The following is a 15873-nucleotide window of genomic DNA, read 5'->3' on the forward strand; positions in this document are numbered from 1 at the left end:
CAAAGCGCTGAAAAACCCTTACCCAATTTAAAACTAAGGCTGATTTGCATCAGGGCGCGAACGCATCTGCAGAGTGGTCAGTAGCCCAAGAAACCCATAAGGCTTATTTTCCTGAGGGTGATGTGGAATTAGCTACGCATTTATCCAATCCATCAAGACTGGTGGGGGTGCCCAGAAGATTGTGGTTATTGCCCTCAAGCAGCCCGCTACGACACTGATGTTAAGGCTGAGAAGTTGATGGGCTTAGAGGAAGTGCTAGAGGCAGCCAAAGCCGCTAAAGCGGCTGACTCAAACCATTGCTGCATGGGCGCCGCGTGGCGCGAGCCCAAGGACCGCGATATCGAAAAAGTGACCGCCATGATTAAGGGCGTAAAAGCTTTAGGCCTTGAAACATGCGCAACCCTGGGGATGCTAGAGGCCGATCAGGCCCAGGCTTTACAAGAGGCGGGGCTCGATTTCTACAACCACAACCTAGATACCAGTGAAGATTTTTATCGCTCAGTGATCTCCACCCATGGCTATCAGGATCGACTCGATACCATTTCAAATGTGCGCGCAGCTGGAATGTCTGTATGTTGTGGCGGCATCGTTGGCATGGGTGAGTCTCGCGAGCAACGTGCGGCATTCTTGGCGCGTCTAGCCAACTTGAGCCCTTACCCTGAGTCAGTACCTATCAATCATTTGGTGCCAGTTGCAGGCACGCCGTTGGCTGAGCAAAAGCCATTAGATCCCTTGGAATTCGTCAGAACCATCGCCGTAGCTCGCATTATGATGCCTAAGGCACGAGTGCGCTTATCTGCAGGTCGCCAAGAGCTTGGAAGGGCTGTTCAAGCCATGTGCTTTTTGGCTGGCGCCAATTCAATTTTCTATGGTGAGCAACTGCTCACTACCGGTAATCCTGAGGCAGAACAAGACCGTGAACCCCTTGCAGAGCTTGGTTTAAAGACAAAACAGAGCTGCAAGGCTGAAGTTTTAGTCTAATTTCTGCCTTTATGAGTCCGATCGACCGCGCCATTATTGAGTTTGATACGGCCTTGCGCTCGATTGTTGGAGGGGCAAATGCAGGTCGCCCAACCCCCGGGTCTGAGGTTGGGGAAAATAATGATCTTGATGCTGCGCAGCGACAGCATGCTGCCGGATTAATGCGCGTCAATCATGTGGGTGAGGTTTGCGCCCAGGCGCTTTATCAATCACAGAAATTGGTAGCACGAAATTCACAAATTCAGGAGATGCTCGATCACTCCGCTCAAGAAGAAATGGATCACTTAGCCTGGTGTGAAACTCGTCTTCAAGAATTGGGTTCGCATACAAGTTATCTCAATCCACTTTGGTATGCCGGATCCCTTGCGATCGGCTTGGCAGCTGGTTTAGCGGGTGATAAGTGGAGCTTAGGATTTGTTGTTGAAACAGAAAAGCAAGTTGAGAATCACTTAGAAAGTCATCTCGAAAAATTACCAAAAGAAGATCAACGTTCTCGTGCAATAGTTGATCAAATGCGCATCGATGAAATTGAACATGGACAAGCAGCAAAAGATGCTGGCGGAGTAGTTTTACCCGAGCCAATTCAGAAAATAATGCAGGCGATGTCAAAGGTAATGACTACGACGGCTTACAAAATTTAAAAGTCGATTAATTTAAATATATTTTTATTTAACTACTGTTTTTAAATACAGTATATTTAGGTATTAATGGGCCTAATAGCTAAGACCTATTCTTAAGTGTATTTTCCAAGCCATTGTTTTAAGTAGCTATTTTATTCCCACCATTTTGTGAACAGACGACGCTAAGTGTTTGTAAACATTAGAGAAATTCCTAAAAAAACTCCCAAAAACACTTGACCCTCTTAGTGCGATCCTCTAAAGTGGGAGGAGGTGTGAAAAAGTGGGGTAAATAGTGTTTCAAGGTGCGTCAGCTCTCAATTTGGATGCAAAAGGCCGCATGTCTATGCCGGCAAAGCATCGTGACGCCTTGTTGGTACAGGGCGAGGGCCGAATCACGCTTACCAAACACCCGGATGGCTGCCTACTTCTCTTTCCACGCCCAGAGTGGGAAACCTTCAGGGCAAGAGTTGCTCAGCTCCCAATGGATGCACACTAGTGGCGCAGAATTTTTCTTGGTAATGCAGCCGAAATAGATTTAGATAGCGCGGGTCGTGTTTTGGTGAGCCCAGAATTGTGTGCAGCCGCAGGCATTGAAAAAGAAGTGATTCTGCTTGGCATGGGAAGTCACTTGGAGTTGTGGGATGCAGCAACATACGCTGCAAAAGAACAGGCTGCGATTGCGCAAGGCATGCCTGAAGCACTCAAGCAATTTAATTTTTGATGACAGGGTGCCATGAACATAACTCATCACCCAGTGTTACTGGCCGAGGCGGTGACGGCGCTAGTCAGCAGCCCGCTCATTCAAAATCAAAACACAACAAACAACGTTTTAGTAGTCGATGGAACTTTTGGGCGCGGTGGTCATACCCAAGCCTTACTCAAAGAGTTGAACAGCAATGCGCGCATGATTTCATTCGACAAAGATTTGGATGCAATTGCGGTAGCAAAGCAAATCAACGACCCACGTTTAACGATAGTGCACGACAGTTTTGCGCATATGGATCAGTACGCACAAGCGCAATCAGTCTATGGAATTTTGTTGGACTTGGGGATCAGCTCTCCACAGGTCGACGAGGCGCATCGCGGGCTTTCATTTCGACGCGACGGTCCGCTCGATATGCGAATGAATACCGACCAAGGTTTAACAGCGGCACAGTGGTTAGAGCAGGCACCGCAGGAGGAAATCACGCACGTGATTAAGACTTACGGAGAAGAACACTTTGCATTTCAAATCGCTAAAGCCATTGTGGCAAAGCGAGAAGAGGGCTTGTCGCCAAAAACTACATCTGAATTGGCGAGCCTGGTGGCTAGTGTTGTGCGCACTCGCGAAGCTGGCCAAGATCCTGCCACAAGAACGTTTCAAGCGTTACGCATCTTTATCAATCGCGAGTTGGAAGATTTAGAGTTGGGTTTGAAAGCTGCATTGAATTTATTGAAGCCTGGCGCAAGACTTGCAGTCATTAGCTTTCACTCTCTCGAGGATCGTATCGTTAAGCAGTTCTTACAGGCACATGCAAAAGTAGAAGTGCCACGTGGCTTGCCTGTGCGCGAAAAAGATTTGCCTAAAAGCGCTTTAGAAATCATTTCACGTATAAAACCAAGCGGAGCCGAAATTCTTGAGAATCCCCGTGCTCGTTCAGCGATTATGCGTGTTGCTGAAAAGCGTATTGAGGTGCCAGCATGAATCGCGCAACCTTAACTTTGCTTGCTCTCTTGCTAATTTGCGCACTTTCACTGGTAGCTGCACAGCAACGTGCCCGTAAATTATTCATTCTCCAAGAGCGCGCGCAAATTGAAGAGCGTAGATTAAATCAAGAGTGGTTGCGTCTTGAGTATGAGCAGCGCAACCTATCTAAATCTGCCCGTATTCGTGATGTGGCACGCAATCAACTACGTATGTCCCCGATTTCTCCCGAACGTACTTTGTATTTGAGGGAGGCTAAATGAGGACGGTGAGATTTTCTACAACGCCGAACTTAGTGTTGCGTCTGCCAATGTGGCGGTCACGCTTAATGCTGTTCCTTTTATTCTTTGTATTCATGATGCTGCTACTGCGTGCCTTTTGGATTCAAGGTCCAGGAAATGCATTTTATGCGGCTAAGGGTATCCGCGGTACACAGCGTGAGTTAGAGCTGCCTGCAAGTCGTGGAAAAATTTTGGACCGTAATGGCCAAGTAATTGCTACGAGCTTGGAAGCAAAATCTGTTATTGCGTATAACGACACAGTGCCGGATGATTTGGCTGCTGACAAAGTGCAGAAGCTTGCTAGTTTGTTGCAGATTAGCGAGTCAGAGCTACGCAAAAAATTACGAGAAGAGCGTAAGCAAATTTTCTTGAAGCGTCAGGTTGAGCCGGAAGTGGCTCAACAAATTAAGCAATTAGAAATTCCTGGTATTGGTTTGAATAATGAATACCGCCGCTTTTATCCTGAGGGCGAGGCAATGGCTCACGTGGTGGGCTTTACCAACGTGGAAGACCGTGGGCAAGAGGGTATGGAGCTCTCTAGAGAAAAAGAGTTGGCTGGTCGCCCAGGGCAAAGACGCGTTGTAGTGGATCGTCTTGGCAGAGTTGTGGAAGAGATGGCGATTTTGCAGTTGCCGCAGAATGGCAAGGATTTAAATCTTTCGATCGACAGCAAAATTCAGTTCTTGGCCTACAACGCCGTGAAGGATGCAGTAGAAAAGCATCATGCTAAAGCTAAAGCTGGAGGTGCGGTTGTTTTAGACACGCAAACCGGTGAGATTTTGGCGCTTGCAAATTATCCAAGCTACAACCCAAATAACCGTAAATTTTTGACGGGTGAGCAGCTTCGCAATCGTGTGCTGACAGATACCTTTGAGCCTGGCTCAACCATGAAGCCTCTGACTATTGCAATCGCATTAGAAAAAGGCGCAGTTAAGCCTGATACCAATATGGTGATTGGCGCAAAGTATTTGGTGGGACCTAAGCCGATCACCGATACACATCCTTATGGAAATCTGACTGTTGCTCAGGTTATTCAAAAATCTAGCAATATCGGTACCGCAAAGATCGCAATGAATAGCCTCTCTGCAGAAGAGATGTGGGATTTTTATACTGCAGTGGGTTTAGGTCAGGCGCCAAAAATTGGCTTCCCTGGCGCAGTTGCTGGAACCGTTCATCCATTTAAGAAGTGGATGCCTACTGACCAGGCACGTATTGCCTTTGGTTATGGAATTTCCGCATCTTTGTTCCAGGTGGCACGCGCTTACACAGTGTTTGCACGTGATGGCGAGTTGGTACCGCTAACGATTGAGCGCAGCCCTGACTTCAAGCCGGGAACTAAGGTGCTATCACCGAAAACCGCTATTGAGATGCGTGCGATGCTGGAGACGGTTACTGAGCCCGGAGGAACTGCAATCAAGGCGCAAGCAGAAGGCTTCCGCGTAGGTGGTAAGACAGGAACTGCGCATAAATTAGTTGGCAAGGGTTATGGCAATAAGTACCGCGCTTACTTTGCTGGTTTAGCGCCAATTAGTGCGCCTCGTATTGTGGTTGCGGTAATGATCGATGAGCCAACTGGTGGAAGTCACTACGGTGGTGATGTGGCTGCGCCGGTGTTCTCAACCATTGTGAGTGAAACTCTAAATACATTAAATGTTTTGCCCGACAGCAAAGCAAAGCAAATGGTGCTCCAGGATAAGAGCCCTGAAGAAATTCGTACGGCAAATGTACAGCCTCAGCAAGCGGTCTTAAAGAGATGAGGATGGCATTGAAAATAGATACCAATCACCTGATTGAGCACTTACGAAGCATGGCAAACTCCTCTGCCAAGTTAAGTGCGGACAGTCGCCAGATTGAATCTGGCGATATCTTTTTTGCCTATTCAGTAGGTCATGGAAGAGCGTTGTGTGATAGCCGTCAATTTATTAATGCAGCCTTAGAGCAGGGTGCAGCTGCAGTTGTGTTTGATCCATTAGGTTTGGATGGCGAATTCGTAAATCATCCTTTGTGCTTTGCTGTGGAAGGATTAGCGGAAAAGGTGGGCAGTCTTTGCGCTCAATGGTATGACTACCCTAGCAAGCACTTGAATGTTATTGGTGTTACGGGTACTAATGGCAAGACTAGTATTACTCAGTGGCTCGCCCAATCGCTCAATACAACTTTACATCGCACTGCAGTGTTGGGAACTTTGGGAACAGGGATTCCTGGATCTTTGATTCAGACTGGCTACACCACGCCTGATGCTCCAAAGTTGCAAACGCAGCTGAAGGAATTATTAGATGCAGGTGCTGCGCAAGTGGCGATGGAAGTTTCATCTCATGCCTTGCATCAAGACCGTATTGCGGGAACAGAATTTAATTGCGCCGTTTTCACCAATTTGACACAAGATCATTTGGATTACCACGGCAATATGGCTGACTATGCGGAAGCAAAGGCTAAATTATTTCATTGGGCCGAACTTCAACATGCTGTCATTAATTTGGATGATGCATTTGGCCGCGAATTAGCAATGAACCTTTTGGCGAAGGGCGAGGCCAAGGTTTGGGCTTATGCATTAAATCAACAAGCTTTTAATGGTTTTGAAAAGTTTGGTAATCGTTTGCAGCGTATTTATGCAAAAGATAGCGTCATTCATGGCGCTGGTTACGATTCAGTCTTCACTCATGAAGGCGTTGCTGCCAATTCTTTGCATATTCCTTTGGTAGGCGAATTTAATTTAAGTAATGCGCTTGCTGTATGGGCCGTATTGCTGAGTCAAGGCTATACGTGCGACGAGGCAAGCAAAAAAGTAAGTCAACTTACTCCGGTTTTGGGTCGCATGGAGTTAATTCATCTCGGCAAAAATCAAAAGACCGAGGGTGTATTGGCAATTGTTGACTATGCGCATACGCCAGATGCCCTTGAGAAAACATTGCAAGCATTGCGTCCAATTGCACAGCAACGTAATGGAAGAATTTGGTGTGTATTTGGATGTGGTGGTGATCGTGATGCGGGAAAACGCCCTCAAATGGGTGGTGTAGCAGCCCGTTATGCCGACCATGTATTAATTACTAGTGACAATCCGCGCTCTGAAGATCCACAAGCAATCATGCAAATGATTCGTGATGGCATTGATAAAAATGCACAGAATGTGCAGATGATTGCCGATCGAGCCGCCGCAATTATGGCCGCAATCCGAAATGCTGATCCTTGCGATATTGTTTTGGTTGCGGGCAAGGGCCACGAAACAACACAAGAAATTAGCCGTAAGAAATTTGATTTCTCTGACCAAGAGCACATTCGCTTGGCTGCAGGAGGAGGAGTCTGATGTCTGTAATGACCGCGCTCGCTCAAGTGCATGCTATGTTGCCTGGCAGCAGTCTGGTGAATATTTCCGCTGATGACGCAAAAGAGTTGGTCCTCAGTAGAGTGGGTACGGATAGCCGTCAAATTGACTCCGGTGAATTATTTATTGCATTAACGGGCGATCGCTTTGATGCGCACGATTTTTTATCGGACGTAGCTCAAGCAGGAGCGGCTGCGGCACTCATTAGCAATGTAGAAAAGTGCCCAAGTAGTTTGCCGGGGGTAAGCGTTCCTAATACACGCATAGCATTGGGTGAGCTAGCTAAAGCATGGCGTTTGAAGCATCCTATTCCTTTAGCGCTAGTGACTGGCAGTAACGGTAAAACTACCGTTAAAGAAATGATTGCCTCTATTTTTAAAGCAGCCGTTGGTGAAGATAAGACATTAGTTACTAAAGGCAATTTGAATAACGATATAGGGCTGCCTCTCACGATACTAAAGTTAAGCGCCGGTGATCGTCTTGCTGTGGTGGAGTTAGGAATGAACCATCCTGGCGAGACAGCTCAGTTAGCTAGAATCGCACAAGCCAATATTGCCTTGATTAATAATGCCCAGAGAGAGCACCAGGAGTTTATGGCAACAGTAGCCGCTGTTGCAGAAGAGCATTCCGATGCAATACGCGCCTTACCAAAAGATGGTGTTGCTGTATTCCCGGCTGAGTCAGAGTTTGCAAATGTATGGCGTACAGCTGCTGCTGGTCGCAAGGTTCTCGACTTTATTTTGTTATCTAGCCAAGTCAATACAAAGGCAGCTGTTACTGGACAACTTTTAAGCAATGGTCATGTGCAAGTTCAAGCAGAGCAGGGGACAGTTGAGATTCAGTTAAATACATTAGGCAGCCATAACGTGCGTAATGCATTAGCCGCGAGTGCAGTGGCATTAGCCGCAGGTGTCAGTCTTGAGAAAATTAAGCAAGGTCTTGAATCATTCTCTCCAGTCAATGGCCGTATGCAAGCTAAGAAGATTGATCCTAACCACACCTTAATTGATGATAGTTACAACGCTAATCCAGACTCAGTAAGGGCTACAATTGATGCGCTAAAACAGTCTGGCAATCCATCCTGGTTGGTGTTGGGGGATATGGGCGAAGTTGGTAATCAGGGCCCAGAGTTTCATCGCGAAGTGGGCGCTTACGCTGCGGAGCAAGGCATCTCTAAATTATTTGCACTTGGTGAGCAATGCCAATTTGCGATTCGTGGATTTGATGAGGCTAAGAAGTCTTCTGCATCTTCAAGCGCAAAGCATTTCTCTGATATGGATAGTCTGATCGTGCAAGTAAGAGATGCGTTTCATTCGCAGTCTAGTGGCAGCAGTCAGCATTTGAATATTTTGGTTAAAGGTTCACGATTTATGCGCATGGAGCGTGTAGTACAGGCCTTATTAGAGGAGGCTAAAACATGCTCTTGATGTTGGCGCAATGGTTGCAAGATGATTTCGGATTTTTCCGGGTATTTAACTACATCACTTTTAGAGCGGTGATGGCAACAGTGACTGCGCTATTAATTGGTTTGGCTGCCGGTCCTTGGGTTATTCGCAAATTGGCTGCATTAAAGATGGGTCAAGCAGTGCGTACTGATGGACCACAAACTCACTTAGTGAAATCTGGCACCCCAACTATGGGTGGCGTATTGATTTTGATCGGCATCTTCATTTCATGCATGTTGTGGGCCGACCTCAGTAATAGATTCATTTGGATTGTGATGATTGTCACATTTGGATTTGGCTTGGTGGGCTGGGTAGATGACTACCGTAAAGTTGTTTACAAAGATCCTAAAGGCATGGCATCAAGAGAAAAATTCTTTTGGCAAACCTTGATTGGTCTGTTTGCTGCAATTTATCTAGCCTTCTCTGTCTCCGAGGTGAATAACCTCAAGGTATTGCAACTTTTCTATGAATGGTTGAAGAGTGGTTTTGCATTGGATCTTCCGGCAAAAACAAATCTACTTTTTCCCTTTATGAAAGAGGTTAGCTACCCATTGGGTGTGATGGGCTTCATTATTTTGAGTTACCTGGTGATTGTTGGCAGCAGTAATGCGGTTAATTTGACTGATGGTCTAGATGGCTTGGTCATCATGCCGGTGATTTTGGTGGGCGCTGCATTGGGTGCATTTGCTTATGTCATGGGTAATGCTATTTACGCAAAGTATCTTTTGTTCCCGTATATTCCTGGCGCCGGTGAATTGATGATCTTCTGCGGCGCGATGGGTGGTGCGGGCCTGGCATTCCTTTGGTACAACACTCACCCAGCACAAGTATTTATGGGTGATGTCGGTGCGCTTGCATTAGGCGGCGCACTCGGAACCATTGCCGTTATTGTTCGCCAAGAAATAGTGCTCTTTGTTATGGGTGGAATTTTCGTTGCCGAAATAGTTTCAGTGATGTTGCAAGTTTTTTGGTTCAAGGTAACTAAAAAGCATTTTGGTGAAGGCCGCCGTATTTTCCGTATGGCGCCGCTGCACCATCACTTTGAATTGGGTGGCTGGAAAGAGACTCAGGTGGTTGTCCGTTTCTGGATCATCACTATTTTGTTGGTATTAATTGGTTTATCTAGTCTGAAATTACGGTGAGCCAAAAGTAAATATGCTGATCTTAGAAAATACTTTCGCTAACGCAAGCCTCATGGCTGATGCAGGCTATCAGGCTCCTGCACGCTTCCTTATTTTAGGATTGGGTGAATCAGGTGTGGCTATGGCGAAGTGGTGCTTACGCAACGGCGCAAGCGTTCGTTTTGCGGATACTCGAGATCAAGCTAAATTTTCTGATCGCCAGAATGCTTGGTTAGAAGAATTAAAGTTTGCTGGATTAAAAGATATTCAGTTCGGTCCTTTGTCTGAAGAATTGCTTAGTGGCATTGATGTTATTGGTATCAGCCCAGGCTTATCTCCACTGCAGGAGCCAACAGCATCATTTTTAGTGGCGGCTCGTAAAGCTAGGATCAATGTTTGGAGTGAAATTGAATTTTTTGCTCGTGCAATCGCCGCCTTGAGTCGGATGGCTCAAGCTCAAGAATCTAGCTACGAGACTGCGGTGTTGGCAGTTACTGGCACCAACGGAAAAACTACTACTACAGCGCTTACTGGACAGTTGTGCGAGCGCGCTGGCAAGAAGGTCGCCGTTGCTGGAAATATTAGCCCGGCTGCCCTAGACAAAATGATGAGCTGTTTAGATGGGGCTGATCAGATTGAGGATATGCCTGATGTTTGGGTATTAGAGCTGTCGAGTTTTCAGTTGGTTTATACGCATACTCTTAATGCTACAGCTGCGACGGTTTTAAATCTTACCCAAGATCATCTAGATTGGCATGGTGACATGCAAGCTTATGCAGAGGCTAAGGCTAAGATATTTGGTGATGACACTGTATGCATCTTAAATAGAGATGATGCATTGGTGATGAATTTAATTTCTGAGGCACAAAAGGCGGAAAGATCGATTGTTACCTTTGGTTCAAATCGTCCGGATGAACAAGGTGCTTTTGGTATTGAGCATGATTTGCGAGCGGGCGGCATTGATTGGCTGGTATGGGCTGAGGTGGATGAGGATATTGAGCCCCAACCGAAACGTCGTCGTAAAGCTGCTGCAATTGAAGAGGACGAACCATTGCGTCTGAAGCGCTTGATTCCTGCGGATGCCTTGCGCATTCGTGGTCGCCATAATGCATTAAATGCATTGGCTGCGCTTGCACTAGCGCGTGCAGCTAAGTTACCAATGAATGTTTTGTTACATGGCTTACGTGACTATCACGGAGAGCCACATCGCGTTCAAAGCATAGCGATCGTAAAAGATGTTGAGTATGTTGATGACAGTAAGGGCACTAATGTGGGCGCTACTGTCGTCGCCTTAAATGGTCTGGGCAGCAATGAATCCGGCAAGAGAATTTGGTTGATTGCTGGCGGTGATGGTAAGGGTCAGGATTTCAGTCCTTTGCGCGAACCATCACTGCGTTTTGTTAAAGGCGCTTTCTTGATTGGTAAAGATGGCGAGGCTATTGGCCAAGCTCTTGGAGATGGCATCCCTTGCACGGTTAGTGGTGATTTGGTTGCGGCCGTCCAGGCTGCTGCTGCACAGGCAGCATCAGGCGACTTGGTGCTGTTATCTCCGGCTTGTGCAAGTCTCGATCAATTTAAAGATTACGTAGAGCGTGCACGGGTATTTGCTGCAGAAGTTGAAGAATTAGGGATGCGTTTTGAAGGAGTGCAGGCATGAACTTAAAAGATAAATTGTTCCCTGAAAATCGTTTAGGCCTAAATCGTTTCTGGGATTTCTCCAGGGGCGGTATTGATAACTTCCGAACCGGCTTAAGGGATGCGGTTTCTGGTGTGGAGCAAACACGCTCTCGCATGATGGAGTACGACCAATTGCTTGTATGGGCAGTTTTATCTTTGATGCTCATTGGTCTGGTGATGGTGTATTCAGCCTCTATTACTTTGGCTGATGGCCCTAAATACGCTAATTACAGCAGCAACTTCTTCTTGATTCGCCACATGATTTCATCGGCGATTGCAATCAGCGTAGGAATATGGGCTTTTAAGATTCCTACGAAAGTATGGGATCGTTATTCTCCAGTGATTTTCGGGTTTACTGTTCTTTTATTAATTGCGGTGCTAATTCCTGGGGTTGGCAAAGGCGTGAATGGCGCTAAGCGTTGGATACCTTTGGGTTTAATGAACTTTCAGCCTTCTGAATTGATGAAATTTGCGGCAGTCATTTTTGCAGCAAGTTATACCGTGCAGCGCCAAGAATATTTGCACTCCTTTGTTAAGGGCATGCTTCCAATGGGAATTGCAGTTGCTCTAGTTGGTGGTCTCCTGATGGCTGAGCCTGATATGGGTGCATTTGTAGTGGTTGCCTTAATTGCCTTTGGCATTCTCTTTTTGGGCGGAATCAATGCAAAATTATTTGGTGGCTTGATTCTTGTCGGCTTGATGAGCGGTGCAACGATGATTGCGCTCTCTCCTTTCCGTCGTGGGCGCATGCTGGCTTTTATGGACCCATGGCAAGTTGATAACGCTGCGAATAAAGGCTATCAGTTAACACATTCGCTGATGGCATTTGGACGTGGCGAGTGGTTTGGTACTGGTCTGGGTGGAAGTGTAGAAAAATTACATTACCTACCAGAAGCTCATACAGACTTCATCATGGCCGTGATTGGTGAAGAGTTGGGTTTTGTGGGTGTGGTGGTGATGATTTTCTTGTTCTACTGGATCGTGCGACGCGCATTCCTGATTGGACGCACCGCCTTGCAGTTGGATCGAAGTTTTGCAGGCCTTGCTGCTAAAGGTGTGGCTATTTGGATTGGATGGCAGGCATTTATCAACATGGGCGTGAACCTAGGTCTCTTGCCTACTAAAGGGTTGACCTTGCCACTGGTTAGTTACGGTGGCTCTGGAATTTTGATGAATGCTGTTGCAGTTGCAATGTTGTTGCGAATCGATTTTGAAAATCGCATTCTCATGCGCGGAGGGCAGTTGTGACAAAACCCTCGATTTTGGTGATGGCTGGAGGTACTGGTGGGCATATCTTCCCAGGGCTTGCTGTCGCTGAATATTTGCGGATCTGTGGCTGGAATGTTTCTTGGCTGGGCAATCAATCTGGAATGGAGTATCGCCTTGTTAAATCATGTGATTTCCCATTTGAGGCGGTTGATTTCGGTGGCCTCCGTGGAAAAGGCTTAAAGGCAAAGATCATGTTGCCAGTGAGTTTAATGCGCGCAAGTTTCCAGAGTTGGAAAATCATGCGCCGCTTAAAGCCTAGCGTTGTTTTGGGAATGGGCGGCTACATTACCTTCCCTGGCGGTTTGGTCACGAAGTTATTAAAGCGTCCGTTGGTATTGCATGAAGCAAATTCAGTGGCGGGTAGCGCAAATCGAGCCCTCGCAAAAATTGCGATGCGGGTTTTGACTGGCTTTCCCAATACGATGGAGGATGCGGAGTGGGTGGGTAATCCTATACGCGAGGAGTTCGATCGTATTGCGCCTCCTGCCTTAAGGTATGAGCAACGCCAAGGACCTTTATCTATTTTGGTTGTTGGTGGCAGCTTGGGTGCGGCAGCGCTGAATGAAAATGTTCCTGCGGCACTAGCTTTGATTCCCCAAGAGTCTCGTCCGCAAGTGATTCATCAGGCAGGAGATAGACATATAGCGGAGCTGGAAAAGCGCTATGCAGAGTTGGGCGTGCTTGCAGATGTCCGTCCATTTATCGACGATATGCCAACGGCCTATGCGCAAACAGATCTGGTTATTTGCCGCTCTGGCGCAATGACAGTTTCTGAATTGGCGGCTTGTGGGGTGGCGTCATGCTTAATTCCTTTCCCGTATGCAATTGATGACCATCAAACTGCTAATGCTTGGTTTTTATCTGATGCGGATGCAGCGGTTCTCTTGCCACAAGATTTTCTGAATCCTCAAGACTTGGCGCAAATGATTCAAAACCTCAATCGAGCAGACTTAAAAGAGATGGCATTGCGAGCACATGGTTTGGCTAAGCCGCATGCAACTCAGCGTGTCGCTGAAGTGTGTGCTGATTGTGCAGGAGTGGGTATATGAAACATATCGTTCAGCAAATTCACTTCGTCGGCATTGGTGGTGCAGGCATGAGCGGCATCGCAGAAGTGCTCTTGAACTTGGGGTATCAGGTTTCTGGGTCTGATTTGGCTGAAGATGGGGTTACTAAGCGGCTGAAAGAATTAGGCGCTGTTATTCATATTGGCCATGACCCTAAAAATATTGGTACTGCTGAAGCGGTAGTGATTTCTACAGCAGTTGCTGGAAATAATCCAGAGGTATTGGCTGCGCGTGCGGCAAAAATTCCAGTCATTCAGCGTGCAGTGATGTTGGGTGAGCTAATGCGCTTGAAGCAGGGTATTGCCATTGCAGGCACTCACGGCAAGACCACCACAACAAGTCTGGTTGCATCGGTATTGGCTGAGGGCGGTTTAGACCCTACCTTTGTTATTGGTGGAAAGCTCAATTCAGCTGGCGCCAATGCACGCTTAGGGCGCGGAGACTTCATTGTCGTGGAGGCAGATGAGTCAGATGCATCATTCTTGCAGTTGTTTCCAGCAATGGAGGTGGTAACCAATATTGATGCTGATCACATGGATACTTATCAGCACGATATGGCCTGCTTAAAACAGGCATTTGTGCAGTTCATTCAACGCATGCCGTTTTATGGCGTTGCAGTGCTTTGTATTGATGACACCAATGTGCGCGACATCATGCCATTTGTTTCTCAGCCGGTGCTGCGTTATGGCTTATCTGAGGACGCTGATATTCGCGCGAGCAATGTCAGGGCTGATGGCACATGTATGCACTTTACGGTTGATCGTCGCACGGTACGTAGACACGGTAACAAGCCAGGCCCATTAAATATCACCCTGAATTTACCTGGCCTACACAATGTTCGAAATGCCCTTGCTGCAATTGGAATCGCAACAGAGCTGGGTGTTGGTGATGAAGCAATTACAAAGGCGCTTGCCGAGTTTGATGGCGTTGGTCGCCGCTTCCAGCGTTACGGTGATATTCCTTTGGCCTCTGGCGGCAGCTTTACTCTCATTGATGATTATGGCCACCACCCTGTTGAGATGGCCGCTACCTTAGCAGCAGCACGAGGGGCTTATCCGGATCGTCGATTGGTGCTGGCATTCCAGCCACATCGCTTTACAAGAACACGCGATTGTTTTGGTGAGTTCGTTCAGGCGATTAAAAATTTTGATGCCTTAGTTTTAACTGAGGTGTATCCAGCCGGCGAAGCAAAAATTCCAGGTGCAGATGCAAAAAGCTTGATGAAAGCTGCGCTTGCGGAAGATAAAAATACGAAGGCACTGTTGGACTCGGATGCAGTTGCCTATGCGGTGAATGTTGCTGAGATGCCAGAAAAATTAACTCAAGTTTTAAAAGATGGAGATGTGTTGATTACGATGGGTGCAGGTTCAATTTCTACTTTGCCACATACCCTGTCGGAGACTAAGAATGTCTAAGACTGGTATCCAATTGACCTCTTGGGGTGAGCGTGTAAAGAGTCAGCTATCTGGCTTGGATGTGAAATCCTTTGGGCGCGTAGGTGTTTTGTTGGGTGGAAAATCTGGCGAGAGAGAGATCTCTTTAATGTCAGGTAATGGAGTGTTAGAAGCCTTGATTTCAAAGGGCGTTGATGCCCATGGATTTGATCCGGGTTTGCGTTGCCCTACTGAATTAGCTAAAGAAAAATTTGATCGTATTTTTATATCCCTTCACGGGCGCTATGGTGAGGATGGCACGATTCAAGGTTTGTTGGAGCTTTTAGGTCTACCGTATACAGGTAGCGGTGTATTGGCTTCTGCTTTGGCGATTGATAAGATCGTTACAAAGCAAGTCTGGATTAGTAATGGCTTATCAACGCCGAAGTTTGAAGAGCTCACTGCCACTAGTGATTGGAATGCTGTTGCAAAAAATCTCGGCTTGCCATTGATTGTCAAGCCTGCAAACGAGGGATCATCTCTAGGCTTAACAAAAGTGAAATCCGTTGAGGAGCTCCCGGCAGCGTACAAACTGGCTGCGGGTCTAGATAAAAAAGTCATTGCAGAGACATGCATTATTGGTGATGAGTTGACTTGTCCATTAGTTGGTCAAGGTGATGCAGCTGAAGCGTTGCCTGTGATCAAAATTATTCCACCGCAAGCAAATTACGATTTTCATAACAAGTATTTCTCTGATGAAACTCAGTATCTCTGTCCGACAGGTCTGGCGCCCGAAGTGAACGCTGCCGTCCAGGATTTGGCGCTAGCAGCATATAAAGCCTTGGGTTGCCGTACTTGGGGTCGTGCTGATGTCATGTTGGATCAAAAAACTGGCAAGCCTTATTTATTAGAAATGAATACCTCACCCGGCATGACATCCCATTCTTTGGTGCCAGTGGCTGCGAAGGCTGCCGGTATTGAGTATGCAGATCTGGTCTTGTGGCTCTTGAGTCAGACCTTGCAACAAAAATAG

Annotated in this window: 12 protein-coding genes and 2 pseudogenes; all 14 read left to right on the forward strand. The window is 46.9% G+C overall.

The window, feature by feature from the left end; all coding sequences use genetic code 11:
• Positions 1-83: 83 nt before the first annotated feature.
• Positions 84-981 (forward strand): annotated as a pseudogene (gene bioB / locus DXE27_RS04175) (biotin synthase BioB); the annotation flags it as partial.
• A gap of 11 nt (positions 982-992) precedes the next feature.
• Positions 993-1622, forward strand: a complete 630-nt coding sequence (gene coq7, locus DXE27_RS04180) for a 2-polyprenyl-3-methyl-6-methoxy-1,4-benzoquinone monooxygenase (RefSeq protein WP_128113018.1) — start codon at positions 993-995, stop codon at positions 1620-1622.
• A 271-nt stretch (positions 1623-1893) separates the two neighbouring features.
• Positions 1894-2322: pseudogene (gene mraZ / locus DXE27_RS04185) on the forward strand (division/cell wall cluster transcriptional repressor MraZ).
• Positions 2323-2334: 12 nt separating this feature from the next.
• Entirely contained in the window at positions 2335-3285 is a 951-nt protein-coding gene (rsmH, locus tag DXE27_RS04190; RefSeq protein ID WP_128113019.1) for a 16S rRNA (cytosine(1402)-N(4))-methyltransferase RsmH, read from the forward strand.
• A complete protein-coding gene (gene ftsL, locus DXE27_RS04195) occupies positions 3282-3548 on the forward strand; it encodes a cell division protein FtsL (RefSeq protein WP_128113020.1) in 267 nt (88 codons plus the stop codon). Before rsmH ends, ftsL begins: the two co-directional genes overlap by 4 nt.
• Entirely contained in the window at positions 3545-5323 is a 1779-nt protein-coding gene (locus DXE27_RS04200) for a peptidoglycan D,D-transpeptidase FtsI family protein (RefSeq protein WP_128113021.1), read from the forward strand. The genes ftsL and DXE27_RS04200 overlap by 4 nt, the downstream gene beginning before the upstream one ends.
• 2 nt (positions 5324-5325) lie before the next feature.
• Positions 5326-6870, forward strand: coding sequence for a UDP-N-acetylmuramoyl-L-alanyl-D-glutamate--2,6-diaminopimelate ligase (locus DXE27_RS04205; RefSeq protein WP_415064441.1), 1545 nt, complete (start codon positions 5326-5328; stop codon positions 6868-6870).
• Entirely contained in the window at positions 6870-8315 is a 1446-nt protein-coding gene (locus tag DXE27_RS04210) for a UDP-N-acetylmuramoyl-tripeptide--D-alanyl-D-alanine ligase (protein ID WP_128113023.1), read from the forward strand. Before DXE27_RS04205 ends, DXE27_RS04210 begins: the two co-directional genes overlap by 1 nt.
• The gene (gene mraY / locus DXE27_RS04215; protein ID WP_128113024.1) at positions 8306-9475 is read left to right on the forward strand and encodes a phospho-N-acetylmuramoyl-pentapeptide-transferase; all 1170 of its coding nucleotides are present in this window, start codon (positions 8306-8308) and stop codon (positions 9473-9475) included. Before DXE27_RS04210 ends, mraY begins: the two co-directional genes overlap by 10 nt.
• A 52-nt stretch (positions 9476-9527) precedes the next feature.
• The gene (gene murD, locus DXE27_RS04220) at positions 9528-11111 is read left to right on the forward strand and encodes a UDP-N-acetylmuramoyl-L-alanine--D-glutamate ligase (RefSeq protein WP_231969788.1); all 1584 of its coding nucleotides are present in this window, start codon (positions 9528-9530) and stop codon (positions 11109-11111) included.
• Positions 11108-12379, forward strand: coding sequence for a putative lipid II flippase FtsW (gene ftsW / locus DXE27_RS04225; RefSeq protein ID WP_128113026.1), 1272 nt, complete (start codon positions 11108-11110; stop codon positions 12377-12379). Before murD ends, ftsW begins: the two co-directional genes overlap by 4 nt.
• Positions 12376-13449 (forward strand): undecaprenyldiphospho-muramoylpentapeptide beta-N-acetylglucosaminyltransferase, encoded by a 1074-nt coding sequence (gene murG / locus DXE27_RS04230; protein WP_128113027.1) that lies wholly within the window; start codon positions 12376-12378, stop codon positions 13447-13449. Before ftsW ends, murG begins: the two co-directional genes overlap by 4 nt.
• A complete protein-coding gene (gene murC, locus DXE27_RS04235; protein WP_128113028.1) occupies positions 13446-14882 on the forward strand; it encodes a UDP-N-acetylmuramate--L-alanine ligase in 1437 nt (478 codons plus the stop codon). The genes murG and murC overlap by 4 nt, the downstream gene beginning before the upstream one ends.
• Positions 14875-15873, forward strand: coding sequence for a D-alanine--D-alanine ligase (locus tag DXE27_RS04240; protein WP_231969647.1), 999 nt, complete (start codon positions 14875-14877; stop codon positions 15871-15873). The genes murC and DXE27_RS04240 overlap by 8 nt, the downstream gene beginning before the upstream one ends.

The organism is Polynucleobacter necessarius (assembly GCF_900096755.1).
In the GTDB taxonomy this organism is placed as follows: Bacteria; Pseudomonadota; Gammaproteobacteria; order Burkholderiales; family Burkholderiaceae; genus Polynucleobacter; species Polynucleobacter necessarius_K.

Excerpts from the sequence above, each read along its gene's own strand:
- rsmH (WP_128113019.1), top strand. The coding sequence starts at position 2,335 with ATGAACATAACTCATCACCCAGTGTTACTGGCCGAGGCGGTGACGGCG.
- ftsW (WP_128113026.1), top strand. The coding sequence starts at position 11,108 with ATGAACTTAAAAGATAAATTGTTCCCTGAAAATCGTTTAGGCCTAAAT.
- DXE27_RS04200 (WP_128113021.1), top strand. The coding sequence starts at position 3,545 with ATGAGGACGGTGAGATTTTCTACAACGCCGAACTTAGTGTTGCGTCTG.
- DXE27_RS04205 (WP_415064441.1), top strand. The coding sequence starts at position 5,326 with ATGGCATTGAAAATAGATACCAATCACCTGATTGAGCACTTACGAAGC.
- coq7 (WP_128113018.1), top strand. The coding sequence starts at position 993 with ATGAGTCCGATCGACCGCGCCATTATTGAGTTTGATACGGCCTTGCGC.
- ftsL (WP_128113020.1), top strand. The coding sequence starts at position 3,282 with ATGAATCGCGCAACCTTAACTTTGCTTGCTCTCTTGCTAATTTGCGCA.
- mraY (WP_128113024.1), top strand. The coding sequence starts at position 8,306 with ATGCTCTTGATGTTGGCGCAATGGTTGCAAGATGATTTCGGATTTTTC.
- DXE27_RS04240 (WP_231969647.1), top strand. The coding sequence starts at position 14,875 with ATGTCTAAGACTGGTATCCAATTGACCTCTTGGGGTGAGCGTGTAAAG.
- DXE27_RS04210 (WP_128113023.1), top strand. The coding sequence starts at position 6,870 with ATGTCTGTAATGACCGCGCTCGCTCAAGTGCATGCTATGTTGCCTGGC.
- murD (WP_231969788.1), top strand. The coding sequence starts at position 9,528 with ATGGCTGATGCAGGCTATCAGGCTCCTGCACGCTTCCTTATTTTAGGA.
- murC (WP_128113028.1), top strand. The coding sequence starts at position 13,446 with ATGAAACATATCGTTCAGCAAATTCACTTCGTCGGCATTGGTGGTGCA.